At 67.6% G+C, this 16,925-nt stretch carries 14 protein-coding genes and 1 pseudogene; 2 read left to right on the top strand and 13 right to left on the bottom strand.

The features are described from left to right. From H162_RS33275 to H162_RS0115955, 6 genes and pseudogenes are all read right to left on the bottom strand, one after another. Positions 1 to 470, bottom strand: a pseudogene (locus tag H162_RS33275) (IS5 family transposase); the annotation flags it as partial. A gap of 218 nt (positions 471 to 688) precedes the next feature. Beyond that, positions 689 to 2,503 carry a glycoside hydrolase family 2 protein gene (locus H162_RS0115935; RefSeq protein ID WP_020654478.1) on the bottom strand — a complete coding sequence of 605 codons (1,815 nt, stop codon included), beginning with the start codon at positions 2,501 to 2,503 and terminating at the stop codon, positions 689 to 691. A 15-nt stretch (positions 2,504 to 2,518) separates the two neighbouring features. Then, complete coding sequence (gene galK, locus H162_RS0115940; protein WP_020654479.1) at positions 2,519 to 3,601, bottom strand: galactokinase; 1,083 nt, start codon at positions 3,599 to 3,601, stop codon at positions 2,519 to 2,521. After that, positions 3,598 to 4,695, bottom strand: a complete 1,098-nt coding sequence (locus H162_RS0115945) for a M24 family metallopeptidase (protein ID WP_020654480.1) — start codon at positions 4,693 to 4,695, stop codon at positions 3,598 to 3,600. Before H162_RS0115945 ends, galK begins: the two co-directional genes overlap by 4 nt. Beyond that, on the bottom strand, positions 4,692 to 5,786 hold the full coding sequence (gene galT / locus H162_RS0115950) for a galactose-1-phosphate uridylyltransferase (protein WP_020654481.1): 1,095 nt from the start codon (positions 5,784 to 5,786) through the stop codon (positions 4,692 to 4,694). Before galT ends, H162_RS0115945 begins: the two co-directional genes overlap by 4 nt. A 369-nt stretch (positions 5,787 to 6,155) precedes the next feature. After that, positions 6,156 to 7,694, bottom strand: a complete 1,539-nt coding sequence (locus H162_RS0115955) for a dipeptidase (protein ID WP_026354706.1) — start codon at positions 7,692 to 7,694, stop codon at positions 6,156 to 6,158. Between the two features lie 138 nt (positions 7,695 to 7,832). Here H162_RS0115955 and H162_RS34100 point away from each other — a divergent pair, with 138 nt between their 5' ends. Beyond that, complete coding sequence (locus tag H162_RS34100; protein WP_156885644.1) at positions 7,833 to 8,039, top strand: hypothetical protein; 207 nt, start codon at positions 7,833 to 7,835, stop codon at positions 8,037 to 8,039. A 103-nt stretch (positions 8,040 to 8,142) separates the two neighbouring features. Here the strand turns inward: H162_RS34100 and H162_RS0115965 are convergent, their stop codons facing one another. The 3 genes from H162_RS0115965 to H162_RS0115970 form a co-directional block, all read right to left on the bottom strand. Continuing rightward, positions 8,143 to 8,523 carry a hypothetical protein gene (locus tag H162_RS0115965; protein WP_020654484.1) on the bottom strand — a complete coding sequence of 127 codons (381 nt, stop codon included), beginning with the start codon at positions 8,521 to 8,523 and terminating at the stop codon, positions 8,143 to 8,145. Between the two features lie 119 nt (positions 8,524 to 8,642). Continuing rightward, entirely contained in the window at positions 8,643 to 8,945 is a 303-nt protein-coding gene (locus tag H162_RS34105) for a hypothetical protein (protein WP_156885645.1), read from the bottom strand. A gap of 191 nt (positions 8,946 to 9,136) precedes the next feature. After that, the gene (locus H162_RS0115970; RefSeq protein ID WP_020654485.1) at positions 9,137 to 9,994 is read right to left on the bottom strand and encodes a hypothetical protein; all 858 of its coding nucleotides are present in this window, start codon (positions 9,992 to 9,994) and stop codon (positions 9,137 to 9,139) included. A 101-nt stretch (positions 9,995 to 10,095) separates the two neighbouring features. Here H162_RS0115970 and H162_RS0115975 point away from each other — a divergent pair, with 101 nt between their 5' ends. After that, the gene (locus tag H162_RS0115975) at positions 10,096 to 10,881 is read left to right on the top strand and encodes a hypothetical protein (protein ID WP_020654486.1); all 786 of its coding nucleotides are present in this window, start codon (positions 10,096 to 10,098) and stop codon (positions 10,879 to 10,881) included. Between the two features lie 46 nt (positions 10,882 to 10,927). Here the strand turns inward: H162_RS0115975 and H162_RS0115980 are convergent, their stop codons facing one another. From H162_RS0115980 to H162_RS0115995, 4 genes are all read right to left on the bottom strand, one after another. Further along, positions 10,928 to 11,623: a fumarylacetoacetate hydrolase family protein gene (locus tag H162_RS0115980; protein WP_026354707.1), complete on the bottom strand. Its 696-nt coding sequence runs from the start codon at positions 11,621 to 11,623 to the stop codon at positions 10,928 to 10,930. 66 nt (positions 11,624 to 11,689) lie between these two features. Next, positions 11,690 to 14,479, bottom strand: a complete 2,790-nt coding sequence (locus H162_RS34745) for an ATP-binding protein (RefSeq protein ID WP_169444504.1) — start codon at positions 14,477 to 14,479, stop codon at positions 11,690 to 11,692. Positions 14,480 to 14,575: 96 nt separating this feature from the next. Further along, positions 14,576 to 15,898 carry a DUF3422 family protein gene (locus H162_RS0115990; RefSeq protein ID WP_040787581.1) on the bottom strand — a complete coding sequence of 441 codons (1,323 nt, stop codon included), beginning with the start codon at positions 15,896 to 15,898 and terminating at the stop codon, positions 14,576 to 14,578. A gap of 40 nt (positions 15,899 to 15,938) precedes the next feature. Then, entirely contained in the window at positions 15,939 to 16,880 is a 942-nt protein-coding gene (locus H162_RS0115995) for a LysR family transcriptional regulator (RefSeq protein WP_020654490.1), read from the bottom strand. Between the last annotated feature and the right edge of the window lie 45 nt (positions 16,881 to 16,925).

Genomic DNA, 16,925 nt, shown 5'->3' on the forward strand with positions numbered 1-16,925 from the left:
CGTGATCACGATGGACAAAGGCAAACCGTGCCCATCAACACACAAGTGGATCTTGCTGGTGATGCCGCCGCGTGAGCGGCCCAACCACTCGTCAGCTATGGCCCCCTTTTTTCGGATGGCGGAAGTTTCTTTCGTGCCCCAGCCGCGCTGCGGTGCGCCTTGATATGCGTGGCATAGAGTGCAGCGCCATCCCAATCAATCAGACCGGCTTGCTCGGCTGCTGCTTGCATCACCTTGAGCAGGCGTTGCCAAGTGCCGTCGCGCGACCAGCGAACAAACCGGTCATAGCAGGTTTGCCAAGGCCCGTAGCGGGCAGGTATGTCGCGCCAGGGCGCTCCTGTGCGCAAACGCCAAAGTATTCCGTTGATCACATGCCGATGCTCGACATAAGCATGGCCATGGTAGGGATTGGTGGGCAAATGCGGCTCCAGCTGCCGCCATTGCCCCTCAGTCAAGTCAGTCCGGCTCATCGCTTTACGACCTCCAAAAGCGTCGTCCAAGTCGATAAAGTCTACTCCTTTGGGACCACGAACATCAACCGCATTGCCAGCCGTAGCGTAACGCAACGAACTTTGGGCCCCGGCCTGCGCCGGGGCGACGGTCTTACGGCTGAGGGCTGAACACAGTCAGACAGACCCTAGCGGCGCCGCGTACACCGGCCTTGACGCCGGTGTACGCCGATGCGGCATCAGACCGGCTTGGCCGGATCGTGGTCCGGCTCCGGGTCCAGGCGCTGCAGCGTGAGGTTGCGCGTCGCCGCGCTGATCACCTCGAGCGGCAGCTTGGGCGTGCGGTCCGCGTTGAGCAGGCCGTTCGCTTCCTGGAAGGTGTCGGTGAACTGCGTGTAGCAGAAGCCGCTGAACATGAAGGTCTCGTTCACCACCTGCAGCAGGCGACGGTACAGCGTCAGGTAGCTTTCCGCCGTGTGCGCGCGGGTATAGCCCCAGGTCTTTTCCTCGGTTTCCCGGCTCTGTTTCGGATCGTAGGCGATGCCGCCGAACTCGGTGAGCACGATCGGCTGCCCGCGGTGCGGGAAGCCGTCCAGGGTCAGGATGCGCCCGCCGGGACGCCGCTGGTCGAACAGCGTGCGCACCGGATCGCTGACCGCGTAGCGCGCCAGCACTTTTTCCGGATCGCTGTCGTAGTCGTGGATGCCGAGGATGTCGGTCGCCGAGGCCTCCCAGCCGTCGTTACCGATCACCGGGCGGGTCGAGTCGAGCGTGCGCGTCAGGTGGTACAGGGCTTCGACCGCATTCCGGTGGGCCTGGGTCAGGGTCAGGTTCGGCACGCCCCAGGATTCGTTGAACGCGACCCAGACGATGATGCAGGGGTGGCTGTAGTCGCGGTGGATGGCCTCGGTCCATTCGCTGACCATGCGCGTGATGGCGCGCGAGCTGAAGCGATAGGCCGAAGGCATTTCTTCCCAGACCAGCAGGCCGAGCCGGTCGGCCCAGTACAGGAAGCGCGGGTCCTCGATCTTCTGGTGCTTGCGCACGCCGTTGAAGCCCATCAGCTTGACCAGCTCGACGTCGCGCTTGAGGTGCTGGTCGCTCGGCGCCGTCATGAACGACTCCGGCCAGTAGCCCTGGTCGAGCACCAGGCGCAGCTGGTACGGACGCCCGTTGAGCATGAAGCGGTCGCGGTTGATCGATACCGAACGCAGCGCGGTGTACGAGCGGATCCGGTCGAGCACCACGTCGCCGCAGCGCAGGGTGACTTCGGCGTCGAGAAGGGTCGGACGCTCGGGGCTCCACAGGAGCTCGTTGCGCGAGTCGTCGATGCCGGGGTCGGACAGCGCGATCTTGCGGTTCGCCTCGCCCGCCAGCAGCTTGTAGTAGTCGTCGGCCAGCAACTGCTCGCCGTGCCAGATCTTGACTTCGACAAACAGCTCCTGCTGGGTGTCGCCGGCGGCGAACACCTCGCAGCCGATCTCGTAGGTCTCGAAGATCGGAGTCCAGCGCAGCGACTGGATGAAGGTCGGGGCCACCTGCTCGACCCACACCGTCTGCCAGATGCCGGTGGTGCGCGGATACCAGATCGAGTGCGGCTCCAGCAGCCAGTCCTGCTTGCCGCGCGGCTTGGCCAGGTCGGCCGGATCGTCCTCGACCCACAGGGTCAGGATATGGCGGCCGTCCCTGTTCAGCGCCGAGGTGATGTCGGCGGCGAAGGGCGTGTGGCCGCCTTCGTGCTCGGCCACCAGCTTGCCGTTGACCCAGACGCGGGCCGCGTAGTCGACCGCGCCGAAGTGCAGGATGGTGCGGCCCTCGCTGGGCATGATCTCGAAGTCGCGCTCGTACCAGCAGACCCGGTGGAAGCCGGTGTCGGCAATGCCGCTCATCTCGGTCTCGGGCGCGAACGGCACGTTGATCTCGTGGGTCCATTCGGCGACGTCTTCCGGCATCTTGTAGCGGCCTTCATCGTCGTAGCAGAAACGCCAACTCCCGTTCAGGTTGAGCCACTGGTCGCGCACCAGCTGGGGACGGGGATATTCGAACTGATTCATTGTTTTCCTTTCTTGTCAGTCGGAACCGGAACCGGACACCGGAATCAGAACCCGGCCCTGCCGTCCAAGCTTGTTGTAGTCCGCCAGCGCCTTGGCGGCGGCGTCCTGGGCGTGCCCGCTCCTGCACAGCGCCACGCAGGCGCCGCCGAAGCCGGCGCCGGTCAGGCGCGCGCCGAGCACGCCGGGCGCCGCGCGCAACGCTGCGCACAGCTCGTCCAGCTCGGGAATCGACACCTCGTAGTCGTCGCGCAGGCTGAAGTGCGACGCGTTCATCAGTTCGCCGAAGCGCTCGGGGCTGACACCGGCCGCGGCTTCCAGCACGCGCAGGTTTTCCCGCACCACGTGGCGGGCGCGCTCGCGCAGCGGCGACGGCAGGCTTTCCACGCTGTCCGGGTCGGTCACGTCGCGCAGCGCCTGCACGCCCAGCTTGCGCGACGCCTCCTCGCATTCGGCGCGGCGCTCGTTGTACTTGCTGGCGGCCAGGCGGCGCGCCACGCCCGAGTCGACCACGATCAGCTCGGTGCCCGCGGGCAGCGCCACCAGGCGGTGCTCCAGCGTGCGGGCATCGATGAACAGCATGTTGCTCTCGTCGGCCAGGCTGGACGCCATCTGGTCCATGATCCCGACGTTCACGTGGGCGTATTCGATTTCGGCGCGCTGCGCAATGCGCGCCAGCTTCACGTCGTCGAGCTCGAAGCCCAGCAGCGAACGCATGGCGCGCAGGGTCGCCACTTCGAGCGCCGCCGAGGACGACAGGCCGGAGCCGACCGGCAGGTTGGTCTCGACGTACAGGCGCAGCGGCGGCACGTCGACGCCCTCGGCCTGCACCAGCCGGATGCAGCCTTCGATGTAGCTGCCGAAGCCCTGCGGCGGGCTGCCGTCGCGGGCGAAGGTGACGGTGGCGTCGAGATTCGGCGAGTAGAAGTGGAAATGGTCGTCGCCGCTGCGGCTCATCGCCACCACGGTGCGCTGCGGCGTGGCGACCGGCAGCATGTAGCCGTCGTTGTAGTCGGTGTGCTCGCCGAGCAGGTTGACTCGTCCGGGCGCCGAGGCGTTCACCTCGGGCGCGCCGCCAAAGAAGGTGTCGGTGGTAATCATGATGTGCGTGCCTCCAGCCAGAGCGGCCGCTTGCGGCCGTGTACGTCCACCGCCGGCCAGCCGGGGTCGAACGTCAGATTCTCGAGCCCTTGCGGGCCGAGCAGGAAAGTGTCTTCGATCTTGAGACCCGCGAAGCTCGGGTTGAACGCGAACGCCATGCCCTGCTCCAGCTGGGCCGCGGTGCTGGCGGTGGCGACGATCTCGCGCGCCAGGTAGCCGGTGATGCCGCCCTGGTGGTGTTCGCGGATCGCGCCGTCGCGGTCGGCATGGCGGTAGGCCTGGGCCAGCGCATGGTAGACCGCCGACAGCGATTTGCCGGGCTTGACCGCGGCCAGTCCGGTCGCCTCGACATCCATCAGCGCGCGCTGCTCCTCGGGTGCGGCGCCGAAGGTGACGAAGCGGGTCAGGTTCGCATACAGGCCATGGCGGCGGGCGCAGAACACCAGCATCGCGCGCTGGCCGATCGGCTCGTGCGAGGGCGTGGCGTGGCGGTACAGCGGCAGGCGGCGCTCGCCGGCGGCCAGCACCAGGGCCGGATGGATGCCGCGCCGCCAGAGCGCCGCGGCGCCCGCGCCGGCCAGCTGGTATTCGGTCCACTCGGGCCGCGCCTCGCGCAGCGCTTCGCTCATCGCCTCGGCCGCCTCGCGGCCCAGCTGCCGGTAGCGCGACTGCTCGGATTCCCTCAGCACCATGCGGCGCTGGCGCAGCGCCGGCGGCAGCGGGAATTCGTCGGCCGTCGGGCGGTCGGACAGCACGGCGCGCCCGGCGGCGGCGTTGAGCACGAAACGGGCCCGCAGTTCCGGTTCGGCCCAGGGTTCGATATGGAAGGTGAAGCCCGGCGGCACTTCCTCGGCGCGCAGGCGGTCGGCTTCGATCTCGTCGGTAAGCACGCAGGCGTCTTCGGGCGTGACCAGCACCTCGGCCACGCCGGTCTCGGCGGCATGCAGCACGGCGCTCGAGCCGCCCGCCGTCACCCAGGCGAACCAGTCCATGCCGCGCAGGCGCAGCGCGCCCGCGTTCGCCTGCTGCAGTACCGCGCGCAGCAGGGCCAGCTTGTCGGCAACCTCGGCTGCGCGCCAATCCAGCCCGCTCATGCGGGTTCCTCCAGGTTCACCTCCACCTGCTGCAACTCGTAGGCGGTGGTTTCGGGCAGCACGTCCATGGCGAACATGCCGGCGGCCAGCTCGGTGCCGGCCAGGTACTTGAGGCGGTCGCGCGTGCGGTAAGGCGGGTAGAACTGCGCGTGCAGCTGGGTTTCCGGATGCTCGGCGCCGTCGGTCGGCGCCTGGTACCAGGCCATCAGGTAGGGGAAGGGCCGGTTCCACAGGTTCTCGAACTTGAGCAGCACGGTCTTGAGCGCGCGCGCCAGGCCTTCGCGCTGCGGCGGCGTCAGCGCGGCGAAATCCTTGCACGGCGCGGTCGGCAGCACCCACACCTCGTACGGGTAGCGCGCGCAGGCCGGCACGAAGGCGATCGCATAGTCGTCCAGGTAGAGCACGCGCTTGCCGTCGGCCGCCTCGTCGCGCGCCATGTCGCACAGCAGGCTGGTGCCGTGCTGGAGGTAGTACTCGCGTTCCTGGGCCAGCATGCGCGACGGCACCGCCGGCACGAAGGGATACGCGTAGATCTGGCCGTGCGGATGGTGCAGGGTGACCCCGACCTCGGCGCCGCGGTTCTCGAACGGCAGCACGTAGTGGATGTGCTGGTGGTTGCCGATGCGCATGGTGCGGTCGCCCCAGACCTGCAGCAGCAGTTCGATGCGCGACAGCGGCAGGTGGGCCAGCGCGGCGTCGGGGTCCTGCGTGAACACGACCACTTCGCAATGCCCGTTGGCCGGCGCGGTCGGCACCGTCACCGTGGGCGGATCGTGCGATTCCAGGGCCAGCGACGGGAAGCGGTTGTCGAACACGGCGATCTCGTACTCGCCCGCCGGCATCTCGGTCGGATGCTCGGGATCGCTCATCGGCGCCAGCGGGTTGTACTGCGGCGGCGGCTGGTAGGTCCGGTTCTGGCGAAAGGCCGCGTAGGTCACCCATTCGCCGCGCAGCGGGTGCCAGCGCAGGTGCGGATTGGCATGCTGGGGATCGGCAAACGGACTGGGCGCAATGATCCCGTCCGGGATCGGCTGGTTGCTGTAGAGAGTGAGCTTGCGTCCGTCCGGCTTCTTGAGTTCTTTGCTGTGCATGGCAATAAAAGTATGTCGGTCACGTCCGGCGCGAATGCATGTCGGGTTCGATGCATTCGCAGCTAAGCACCGATCCTAACATGCCGTTTTCGCCACATTTTCCAGTCAGCACAGCCTCATTTTCCGAGGGTCAATGAGGCCGCTCCATAGAGGGAAGAGGCCCTTGGCCTAAGTCCCAGCCTTTCCTAGGGAATGCCCTTCAGTTAGCGTTACCAAGCAGCTTCAGTGTAGTTTGAATCCTACAAAACGATTAGAAATTATTACATGATTCGGCGGGCGCCACGCTTACAAGCCGAACAAGGACTCGACAGCGCCCGGAGGATGTCCGGACAGGGCGGGTTGCAGCGCTGACGCTGTCCCGCCCTGCCCTCACTTCGCCAGTTCCACCAGCACCGCCGTGTACATCTGCAGGTTCAGCAGCAGCTGCCTGGTGGTGATGAACTCATGCTCGGAATGGCCGGTGTAGACCTTGCCCGGCATCCCGGGGCCGAAGCTGACCGCGTTCGGGAACAGGCGCGAATTGGTGCCCCCGCCGATCGCCACCGGCTTCGGATCCTTCATGCCGGTGAAGTACGAGAACACCGACATCAGGGTCGGCAGCTGCGGCGCGCTCTTCTGCACCCAGGGTTCGTTGATGCGCACCCTGATGTCCGCCAGCGGCACGCGCCGGCCCTGCCATTGGGCCAGCGCCGCGTTGATTTCGTTGGTCAGCTGCTCGGTGCTCTTGCCCTGCGGGCGGCGCATGTTGATCGCGACTTCGATGCCGTCGTCGCGCTGGCGGATCACGGTCGGCGCAAAGGTCATCGGTCCCATGAAGCCGTCGCGGTAGGCGATGTTGCCGAACTTCTCGCCGTGGATCCCGGTGCCGATCATGTCGTTCAGGTAGTTGACCACGCCGCCGGCCGGCGTGTTGGCCCAGGGACGCACCGCCAGCGCGTCGGCCAGCATGCTGATCGCGTTCACCCCGTCTTCCGGCTTCGACGAATGCGCCGAGACGCCCTTGGCGCGCACCGCCAGGCTGGCGCCCCGCCATTCGAAGGCATAGCGCATGCCGTCCTGCTTCGCGCCGCGCGCGCGGATCAGCTTTTCCAGTTCCGGCGTCGCCTGCGCGATCACGGCCTGGGCATCCTCGGGAATCTGGCTGTTGAAGAAGCCGCCGCCGAATTCGGCGATCGACGGCTCGCCGTCGGCCGGGCTTTCCGCGCCCTGCGTCGGCACGGTCACGGCCACGGTGCCGGAGCCCTTCTCCGCCGTCACCGCCGGGTATTCGGCGTCGAGCGTGATGTTCACCTGGGGCGGCTCGTGCGTCTTGAGGAATTCGGTGAGCGGGCCCCAGTCGGATTCCTCGCCCATGTACACGTACAGCTCGATGCGCTTGTTCAGCGGCACCTGGCGGTCGCGGATCGACTTCATCGCATACAGCGCGGTCGCGATCGGTCCCTTGTCGTCCTCGGCGCCGCGCGCCAGCAGCTTGCCCGGCTCGCTGGTGCTGTCGAGCACGAACGGCGATTTCTTCCACTTGGCCGGATCGACCGGCTGCACGTCGCCATGCGTGATCACGCCGACGCGTTCCGTGCCGCTGCCGAGCCCGATGATCACGGTCCAGCCGTGGTCGGCGTAGTCGAGGCCGAGGCGCTCCGCCTCCTGCTTCAGGGCGTTCTTGAATGCGATGTGGACGGGATTCTTGTCGGACGGTAGCGCCTTGTCGGCGACGGTGTTGTAGCTGACCAGCCGGGACAGCGTCTCGACGAGGTCGTTGCGGTAGGTCGTGACCGCGTACTTGGCGGTCTTGACGGCGGCCTCGCCCGGCACGGCGGCGGACGCCGCGCCGGCCGTGGACGCGGATGCGGCGCCTGCTGTGGCGGCAGTTGCCAGCAGCAGGCTGGCAAGCAGTGTTCTTCTCATCATGTGTTGCCAGTCTCCAGGTTGCAAAAGCGCAAAGAGTCTAGCACAGGGGCGTGCGCGCGCGAACCGCGGCGCGGGCCCAGATCGAGAGCGAATGGGAAAGGCACGCCGGCGTCGATTCGCTCGCTCGCCGGCGTGTTCATGGGTACGCTCGCCATGCAGGCGGGCGGAAGGATCCGCACGTCAAACCTGCATCGGCGCAACGTCTTCTTGTATCTGGTGCGCAGATGTATCGTCGTGGGGGAACATGACAATCTCGTCAGCGCATACCAACTTGTCGAGCCGGGCAAAAAAGGCGTTCCGGTCGCGCTCCGCACCGGATCCGGCGCCCTGCTCTGTTCGGCCTAGCCGAACCAATTCACGAACCATGGTCGCGCACGGACCCTTCGCCGGGACCACGCGCGGGGACATCGCGCAGGCGGTCGCCGACCGTCGGGCCGGGCGCTTCGGATCAGCGCTTGGCCAGGGCGAGCGTCTGGCCCGTCGAAGCCATGCTGATGCGGACCTCGTCCGGAATGCGGTCGCCGGTGAAGGCGAAGCGCATGTCCTTGTCTACCGCGACAAAGCGACCCTTGCCAACGTGCATGAGCTCAATCTTGCCCTCGCCCATGTCCGCATACAGCACGCGGTTCGCGCCGGTCACGTTCAGGACGCGGCCATTGTCGAGCGCGTATTCGCCCTGCACGCGGTCATAGAAGAACGGCTTCATCTGCTTCTGTGCTGGCCTGGCTTCGCGCACTTCGACGCGTTCGGTAGCGCTTTGCGGCTCTGCCGAAGCGGACAGTGAGACGATCGCGGCGGCGGCGGCAATGACGAGGTGTTTGATACGCATGATGAGGCATCCTTTCAGGTCGAATCCAAATAAGGGACCTGTGCGCCATGGTGCATGAAAGGCCGCGCGGGTCCACGTTTTCCAGTTCGCCAGGTGTTGAATTTGTTCTGGCGATATAGTCAGTGTAGCCACACCGCGCGCAGCCACAAGGCGAGATTGGCTGAAGCGCGAATCCGCGCGACGAACTGCGAAAAACGGGGCCTGAACGGCGTGTGCGCAGCGTGTTCGCGCGTGCCGTCTGCATGGGATGCATATGCGTTTTTCCAGGCGCCTGCGCAGGTCCCGACGAGGGAAGAAAAAGAAGCTGTATAGGCGAGTTCGACAGCGCACTCGCGCATGATACGAAAACCCGGGAAGCCCGTCAGAACGGGGCGTATGGCGCGCGACGCGTCATCGATGGCGCGTCGTTCGCCTACTTGCACGAGGCGTTTTCACAAGCTGTCTATGCCTGTTCAAAAGCATGGTTTCGCATGCCGCCTGGACGGCTCGAAGGCATGCGCGCACAAGCTGTATAGGCCTGTCGTGGAGCACTTGTCGTTGCAGTCCGAGGGGATGTGAAAAGCAGCGCGATATGCGCGACGCGCGCGGGCGACATCCGCCCTGCTGTTCACGCTCAGGCGCGCAAACGGCGCAGCATGGCCGTGATCGCGTCCAGCACCGCCGCGTCGTTCCAGTAGCTGTTGTGCGCCAGCGGATTCCAGCTGCGCAGCACCCAGCCGACCACGCCGTCGCCGGCATTGATCGCGCGGTCCTCGACCAGTTCGCGGTAGCCGGCGGACAGCGGCTGCAGGGGCCAGCCGAGCACGTCGTCCGGGTCGTAGAAGTTGATCCACTTGAACAGTGGGGTCGGCGGCGCGATCGGGATGATGTGCATCTCCTTGTGCGCGGCGATGAAGATCGGGATGTTGCAGCCGGTAGTAATCAGGCCGGCGCAGGTGCCGGCGCCGATGAACTGGCGTTCGCTGGCGGTGAGGGTGCGGCCCAATGCCTGCATGGCCCAGGCGTCGATATTGCGCCAGATGCCGGCGCCGACCGGCTTGCCGGCGGCCGCCTTCTGGGCGTCGTAGATATAGCTCGACAGGACCTGGCAGCCGAGCGACTGCGCGACGAACACGACCGGCATGCCGGGCCGCGTGGCGTGCGCCGACAGCAGGGTGCGCGCGATCTCGCCCTGCGCCAGTTCGTAGACCGAGGCGGGGATCTCCTTGCGGTTCTCGAGGCCGGCCGCGTCGCCGAAGCCGAACAGGACGAACTTGCGCAGCGCGTGGTAGCGCACCTGGCCATGCGCGGCGGTGCGCTCCCACACCAGCTTCTGGTTGTCCTGCAGGATGTCCTGGTAGTACACCGAGCGCATCGCCACGCCGTCGGCCAGCCCGCCCAGCCGGGCGCGTACGGCCGCCATCAGGCCGTCGGCATAGTCCGGCAAGGTCTCTCCCATCCCGTGCACCGCGATCAGCGCCACCCGTGTCATGTTCCCTCCATTCGCTAACGCTAGCGTACCAAATTCGTGCGCCGACGGTCGCGTGAGCGAAGATGGCACAATGCCGGTCCCGGTCCCCGCAACCTCATCTCATGGAAATCCTGTTCGACCATTACAAGGAAGCGATCCGCGCACTCGACCTGGCGGCGGTCGCCGCACCGGCCGCGATTCCGGAACGCTTCCTGCTGGCGCGCGAGGGGCGCTACGGCGCCTTCTATATTCCGTTCGAGTCGGTCAATCCGGCGGCGCGCGTGGTGGTGGTCGGGATTTCGCCCGGCTTCGCGCAGTGGAAGAATGCGATGCGCGAAGCGCAGCGCCAGATCGCGGCCGGGGCCTCGGTGGCGGACACGCTGCGCGCGGCGCGCCTCACCGGCGCGTTCAGCGGCGCGATCAGGCCGAACTTCGTGGCCCTGCTGGATGCGATCGGGGTCCAGCGCTGGCTCGGGATCGCGGACTGCGCCAGCCTGTTCGGCGCGGACGCGGAACTGGTGCAGGTGAGCGCGATCCTGCGCCATCCGGTGTTCGTCGACGGGAAGAACTACAGCGGCACGCCGGCCATGCCACGCCATGCCTTCCTGCGCGAGCAGGTGCTGCGCTACTTCGCGCACGAGGCGGCCATGCTGCCGGATGCGCTGTACATCCCGATGGGGGCCAGCGTCAGCGAAGGGCTGGAGTGGCTGGCCGCGCAAGGGGTGGTCAGGCGCGAGCGCATCCTGCATGGCTTGCCGCATCCGTCGGGGGCGAACGCCGAACGCGTGGCGTATTTCCTCGGGAAGAAAGCGAAACAGGCCTTGTCGGCCAAGACGAATGGGGACCGGATCGATGCGGCGCGTGAAGCCCTGCTGGAGCAGATGGAGGCCTTGATCCGGCTGCGATGAACCCCGGGGTTCGCACCGCAGCCACTGCATCGGGCGCGCAGCGCCCTTACTGCTCGCCGATCTCCAGCTCGAACGAGCCGACCCCATCCACCCCGCCGCGCACCCGGTCTCCCGGCACCAGCGCGGCCACGCCCGACGGCGTGCCCGAATAGATGAGATCCCCGGGCGCCAGCTTCACGAAGCGCGACAGGTAGCTGATCACATCCGCCACCGGCCAGATCATCTCGCCGAGATCCCCCTGCTGGCGCAGCTCGCCGTTCACTTCGAGCCAGATGCGTCCCTTGGCCGGATACCCGACCTGCCCGACCGGATGCAGTTCGCTGCACGGCGCCGAGGCGTCGAAGCCCTTGGCCATGTCCCACGGGCGTCCCGTGTCCTTGGCCGCGGACTGCAGGTCGCGCCGGGTCAGGTCCAGGCCGACGCCGTAGCCCCAGACCATTTTCAGCGCCTCGTCGGGCGACACGTTGGCGCCGCCCACGCCCAGCGCCACCACCAGTTCCACCTCGTGGTGCAGGTCCGTGGTTTCGGTCGGATACGGCACCGTGGCGCTGGCCGGGACGACCGCATCGGCGGGCTTGGTGAAGAAGAACGGCGGCTCGCGGTTGGGATCGCTGCCCATCTCGCGCGCGTGCGACGCATAGTTGCGGCCGACGCAGAATACGCGCCGCACCGGGAAACGGGCATTCGAACCCGCCACGGCGACCGACGGCACGGCGGGAGCGGTAATGACAAAATCTGACATGCTCATCCTTTCATTGACGGAATGGCTATCATAACCCGCGCCGCGCGCCGCCCGTCCGCTCCCCGGTCAGGCCGCCGCTGCCTGCGGCGCCGCCAGCGCGGCCGCCGCCGCGGCGGACGCCGTCGACTCGAGGATGCGCACCAGCGCGGTCATGTCCACCGGCTTGACCAGGTGGTGCGCGAAGCCGGCATCGATGGCGCGCTCGCGGTCCTTCGGCTGGCCGTAGCCGGTGACCGCCACCAGCACCGTGCCCGCCGCCTCCGGCAGCGCCCGGAGCTGCTCGGCGAGCCGGTAGCCGTCGACGTCCGGCAGGCCGATATCGATCAGCATGACGTCCGGCCGCTCCGCCCTGGCCCGCGCCAGGCCGGCGGCGGCGTCGTAGTCGACCGCGGTGGCGTAGCCCTGCACGCCCAGCAGGGTCGACAGGCTGTCCGCGGCGTCGCTGTTGTCGTCCACGATGAGCACGCGCAGCTTGCGCTGCAGGGCCGGGCCGCCGGCGCCGAACTCCTGCGGCGGCGCCCAGGCGCCGTCAGGCGCGGCCGCCACGCACGGCAGGCTCAGGGTGAAGGTGCTGCCCTGCCCCACGCCGTCGCTGTGCGCGCGCACCTCGCCCTCGTGCAGCTCGACCAGCTTCCTGACCAGCGCCAGCCCCAGTCCCAGCCCGCCCTGCGAACGCGCCAGCGTGCGCGCGCCCTGCGTGAACAGGTCGAACACGTTCGGCACCAGGTCGGCCGGCATGCCCGAGCCGTTGTCGCGCACATGGAGCCGCATCGCGCCGTCGCCGGCCTCGAGCACCAGGCTGATCGTGCCCGACTTCGGCGTGTACTTGGCCGCATTGTTGATGATGTTGGCCACGCTCTGCACCAGGCGCGTATGGTCGCCCTTCACGTACACCGGCTCGCCGGGCAGCTGCACGGCGACGTGGTGGCTTTTTTCCAGCACCAGCGGGCGGGTCTGGTCGAGCGCGCCCGACACCACGTCGCGGAAGTCCACCACTCCCAGCTTGAGCTTGACCAGGCCGCGCGTCACGCGCGAGACGTCCAGCAGGTCGTCGATCAGGCGGCTCATGTGCTTGACCTGGCGGCTGATGATGGTGCTGGTCTGGCGGATGCGCGGCTCGTCCGCGAACTGCATGCTCAGCAGGCTCGCCGAACTGCTGATCGGCGCCAGCGGATTGCGCAGCTCGTGCGCCAGCATCGCCAGGAATTCGTCCTTGGTGTGGCTCAGGCGCTCGGCCTTCACGCGCGCCGCGCGCTCGCTCTGCAGCAGCGCGTCGCGTTCCAGCGCCGACTTGCGCGCGATCTCATACAGGCGCGCATTGTCCATCGCCACCGCCGCCTGCGCCGCCACGCCCGCGATGATGCGCTCGGTGCGCTCGGTGAACACGCCGGGTTCCGGATGGCCGAACAGCAGCCCGCCCAGCACCTCGCCCGAGCGCGAGACCACCGGCACCGCCAGGTAGCTGCGCACCTCCAGGTGCCCCGGCGGCATGCCGTGGAAGGGCCCCAGCTCGCCGTAGCGCGCATCGACCGTGATGTCGTCGCTGCGCACCGGCCCTTCGCCATCGAAGACGGGGCGGAACACGCCCGTCGTGCGCGGACGCCCGAGATGCTCGAAATGCTCGCGCGAGGCGCCCGCCAGCGTGTACAGGTTGAGCGCATCGCCGCCGGCCTGGCCGTTGTGGAAGAAGGCGCCGAAGCGCGCCCCGCTCAGCTCCGTGGCGGCGTCGGTGATCGACTGCAGCAGCGTGGCCAGGTCCAGGGTCGAGGCCAGCACCTGCCCGCTGCGGTTGACCATCTCCAGGATGCGCTTCTCGTCGCGCAGCGATTCCTCCACGCGCGAGCGGCGCACCACTTCGCGCGTGTGGCGCGCCACGTCCTCGGCCATCGCCACTTCCTGGGCGGTCCAGTGGCGCGCACCCCGCTCGTGCAGGTAGAAGATCGCGGCCAGCCGCCCCTCCTCGATGATCGGGACGATCACCATCGCGCGCGCGTCGATGCCGGCATACGCGGCCGCATACGGCGCGGCGCGCTCGTCGAGGGCGATGTCGTCCAGGCACACGGTGCGCCCCTCGCGCAGCTGTTCGACGATCGCGGGGCCGAAGCTCTCCAGCAGGCGCGACTCGCCCGCCAGGCTGGCGATGCCGCCGTCGGTCCAGTCGCGGTCGACGCTGACGGTGCGCCCGCAGCGGTCGATCTCGCCGTAGCCCACCCGCGCCACGCCCAGCGTCTCGCCGGTCATCGCGCTCGCGGCTTGCATGATGTGGACCGCATCGACCAGTCCACCCAGGGTCTCGCCGAGCCGGAGGTGGAAGGCGTGGCGCTGTTCCGACAGCACATCCGAGGTGGTTTCATTCAGCACGGCATACACGCCGACGATCGCCCCTGCATGCCGCACCGGCGAGAACGAGGAGCTGAAATAGCGGCGCTCGCGCTTGCCGTTGCGTTCGAACTCCATCAGCGCATGCTCGAGCCGGGTGGCATGCCCGTTGAAGGCGCCGGCAATCACCGGCTGCAGGCGCGGCCACAATTCCGGCCGCACCGCCGCGAACGGCGCCCCTTGCGCCAGTGGATGCTTGTCGCCCAGCAAGTCAGCATAGGCGCTGTTGTAGAACAGGCGCAGTTCGTCGCCCAGCGCCATGAACATCGGGAAGCACGAGCCCCCAATCAGCTCGGCGATGGCGCGCGGCCCCTCGGGCCAGGTGTCCGCTTGTCCCAGCGGGTAGACAGGCCAGCCGCGGCCCTGCGAATGCTGCGGCAGCGTCGTGCCGCCAGCCGCCACGGATGGGAAACTGCTCTCGGTGTTCATCAGGATGACCCAGTTCGGTGCACGCAAGGCAGGGCGGGCTTGATACATTTGTATGTACCTGCCCTTGTTTTTGTTGCCCAGCAGCTAACTTTTATAATCGGGAGATTATAGCGAGCAATCGAAATGGGCCGCGCCCGATTCGTCTCAGTGCGATTTTCCGATCCTGTGGTGTACCCGGCGCTGGGCCAGCCAGACCGCGGCGACCACCAGCGGCACCACGATCCCCAGCGCCAGGTCGGGATTGATGGGCAGGCCGGCCGCCTTCGCCGCCTTGCCCGCGTAGCCGAACAGGCCGACCAGGTAGTACGAGATCGCCGCCACCGACAGGCCCTCGACCGCCAGCTGCAGGCGCAGCTGCTGGGCGGCGCGGGCGTTCATCGATTCCAGGATGCGGCGGTTCTGCATTTCCTGCACGATGCCGACCCGGGTGCGCAGCAGGTCGTTGACGTCGGCGATGCGGCGCCCCAGCGCATCCTGGCGCGCGCTGGTGGCGTCGCAGGTGTGCATCGCGGGCGCCAGGCGCCGGTCCATGAATTCCTCGACCGTGGGCGTGCCCTCGATGCGCACTTCGCGCAGCTCGTCGATCCGCGCCTTCACGATGCCGAAATAGGCTTTCGAGGCCGAGAAGCGGTAGCCGTTGTCGAGCGAGAGCTTTTCCATGCGCGCCGCCAGCCGCGTGATCTGGTCCAGCAGGCGCTGTTCGCCGTCGGCGCCCTCGTCGGCCTGGGCCGTGTCGGTGGCGACCATGGCGTTGGCCAGCTCGGCCAGCTCGGCTTCGATGCGGTCCAGTTCCTTGCCCACCGCGCGCGCGGCCGTGAGTCCGAGCAGGGCCATCATGCGGTAGGTCTCGATCTCGAGCACGCGCTGCACCAGCCGCCCGCCCTGCAGGTGGCGCATGCCGAGGTCGCGGATCACGAAGCGGCTGAAGCCGTCGGCCTGGATCGCGAAGTCGGTCCACAGTTCGGCGCCCTGCATGACCGAGGACCCGGCCAGCAGGTTGCGCTCGAACACGGCGGGCAGGCGCGAAGCGTCGGCGCCGCCTTCGACCAGCGCCACGTGCGCGGCCGCCATCAGCAGGCCCTCGAGCTGCGACAGCCAGGCCGCCGGCAGGAAGGCCAGCGGCATGTGCGCGAACGCCTCGTGCAGCGCCAGGCCCTGCGGCAGCGGCGCGGAGACGGTATAGGTGGCGAATTCGGTATGGCACTCCCACTTCAGGCAGAAGCTGCCGAAGTCATGGAAGAAGTGGCTGCTGCCCTGGCTCGGCGCGGAGACCCCGAAATGCTCGCACAGCGCGGCCAGCAGCCGGTGCTGGAAATGCGCCTGCGGCGGCCCGGACTGGCCGCCGTGGCAGATGGCCAGGTGGGTGATCGCTTCCGGGGCGTCGAGCCGCAGGAAGGGGCGCGAATGAAGCTCGGCCGCGAGCGGCACGCGCGATGGATGGTTCAGCGTCCCGTTGAAATCTCTCAAAAACAGCCTCCGTGGTGAAGCACGGCGGCCAGGCCGCCGGCTAGTAGATTTCGGCCGCCGCCGCGCGCACCGCCTTGAGCAGCAGGTCGGCGCCAGGCGACAGCAAGTGATCCTGCTGGCGGATGATGCCGAAGGCGTCCATCTTGCAGGGAAGTTCGATCGGCAGGATACGCATCACGTTCAGCGATGCATAGTATTGTGCCACCTCCTGCGGCATCACGTGCAGCGAGTCGGTTTGTTGCAACAGCGCCGTCACCAGCAGCATGGCCGTCGTGTCGACCACATTGCTCGGGGGCGCCAGGCCGGCGCGGCGGAACATCATGTCGAAGCGGTGGCGCAGGATGCTGCCGGGCTGCGGCAATATCCACGGCCGGTCGGCGATGTCCTTCAGCTCCAGCGCCTTGTTCTCGAGCAGCGGATGGCCGGGACGCACGACCGCGCAGGCCGGCTCCTCGGTCAGCTCCTCATAGATCAGGCCCGTGGAATCTTCCCTCTCCAGGATGCGGCCGATCATGAAGTCGAGCGTGCCGTGCTGGAGCTTGTCGAGCAGGACGTTGCTGGACTCGAGCTGCACGCCGATGCGCAGCAAGGGCGCCTGTTCCTTGATGCGCGCGATCGCGCGCGGCAGCAGGGTCATCGCGGGCGACATGATCACGCCCACCTCGACCTGCCCCGTCAGGCCGGCCTTGAGCGTCACGATGTCGTCGTGCGCCAGCGCCAGGCTGGTGAGGGCCATGCGCGCGTGGCGGATCATCGTCTCGCCGTAGATGGTCGGCTCCATGCCGCGCGGCAGGCGATCGAACAGGCGCACGTCCAGCATCTCCTCCAGGTCCTTGATCTGCTTGGACGCGGCGGGCTGCGTCATGTGCAGCTCTTCGGCAGCACGGTGGATGTTGCGGTAGTCGTCCAGCGCGATCAGGAGCAGCAGCTGGCGCGTCTTGAGGCGCGCCTTCAAAAACCAGTTCGGGTTCGTGGTATCCATCAGAAAATAATATCATTTTGGATATCAGCAGGACAGCAATAATCT

This window comes from Massilia niastensis DSM 21313 (genome assembly GCF_000382345.1).
Taxonomy (GTDB): domain Bacteria; phylum Pseudomonadota; class Gammaproteobacteria; order Burkholderiales; family Burkholderiaceae_D; genus Telluria; species Telluria niastensis.

Excerpts from the sequence above, each read along its gene's own strand:
- H162_RS34745 (WP_169444504.1), bottom strand. The coding sequence starts at position 14,479 with ATGTATCAAGCCCGCCCTGCCTTGCGTGCACCGAACTGGGTCATCCTG.
- H162_RS0115975 (WP_020654486.1), top strand. The coding sequence starts at position 10,096 with ATGGAAATCCTGTTCGACCATTACAAGGAAGCGATCCGCGCACTCGAC.
- H162_RS34100 (WP_156885644.1), top strand. The coding sequence starts at position 7,833 with ATGGGTACGCTCGCCATGCAGGCGGGCGGAAGGATCCGCACGTCAAAC.
- galK (WP_020654479.1), bottom strand. The coding sequence starts at position 3,601 with ATGATTACCACCGACACCTTCTTTGGCGGCGCGCCCGAGGTGAACGCC.
- H162_RS0115965 (WP_020654484.1), bottom strand. The coding sequence starts at position 8,523 with ATGCGTATCAAACACCTCGTCATTGCCGCCGCCGCCGCGATCGTCTCA.
- H162_RS0115970 (WP_020654485.1), bottom strand. The coding sequence starts at position 9,994 with ATGACACGGGTGGCGCTGATCGCGGTGCACGGGATGGGAGAGACCTTG.
- H162_RS0115935 (WP_020654478.1), bottom strand. The coding sequence starts at position 2,503 with ATGAATCAGTTCGAATATCCCCGTCCCCAGCTGGTGCGCGACCAGTGG.
- H162_RS0115955 (WP_026354706.1), bottom strand. The coding sequence starts at position 7,694 with ATGATGAGAAGAACACTGCTTGCCAGCCTGCTGCTGGCAACTGCCGCC.
- H162_RS0115945 (WP_020654480.1), bottom strand. The coding sequence starts at position 4,695 with ATGAGCGGGCTGGATTGGCGCGCAGCCGAGGTTGCCGACAAGCTGGCC.
- H162_RS0115995 (WP_020654490.1), bottom strand. The coding sequence starts at position 16,880 with ATGGATACCACGAACCCGAACTGGTTTTTGAAGGCGCGCCTCAAGACG.
- galT (WP_020654481.1), bottom strand. The coding sequence starts at position 5,786 with ATGCACAGCAAAGAACTCAAGAAGCCGGACGGACGCAAGCTCACTCTC.
- H162_RS0115980 (WP_026354707.1), bottom strand. The coding sequence starts at position 11,623 with ATGTCAGATTTTGTCATTACCGCTCCCGCCGTGCCGTCGGTCGCCGTG.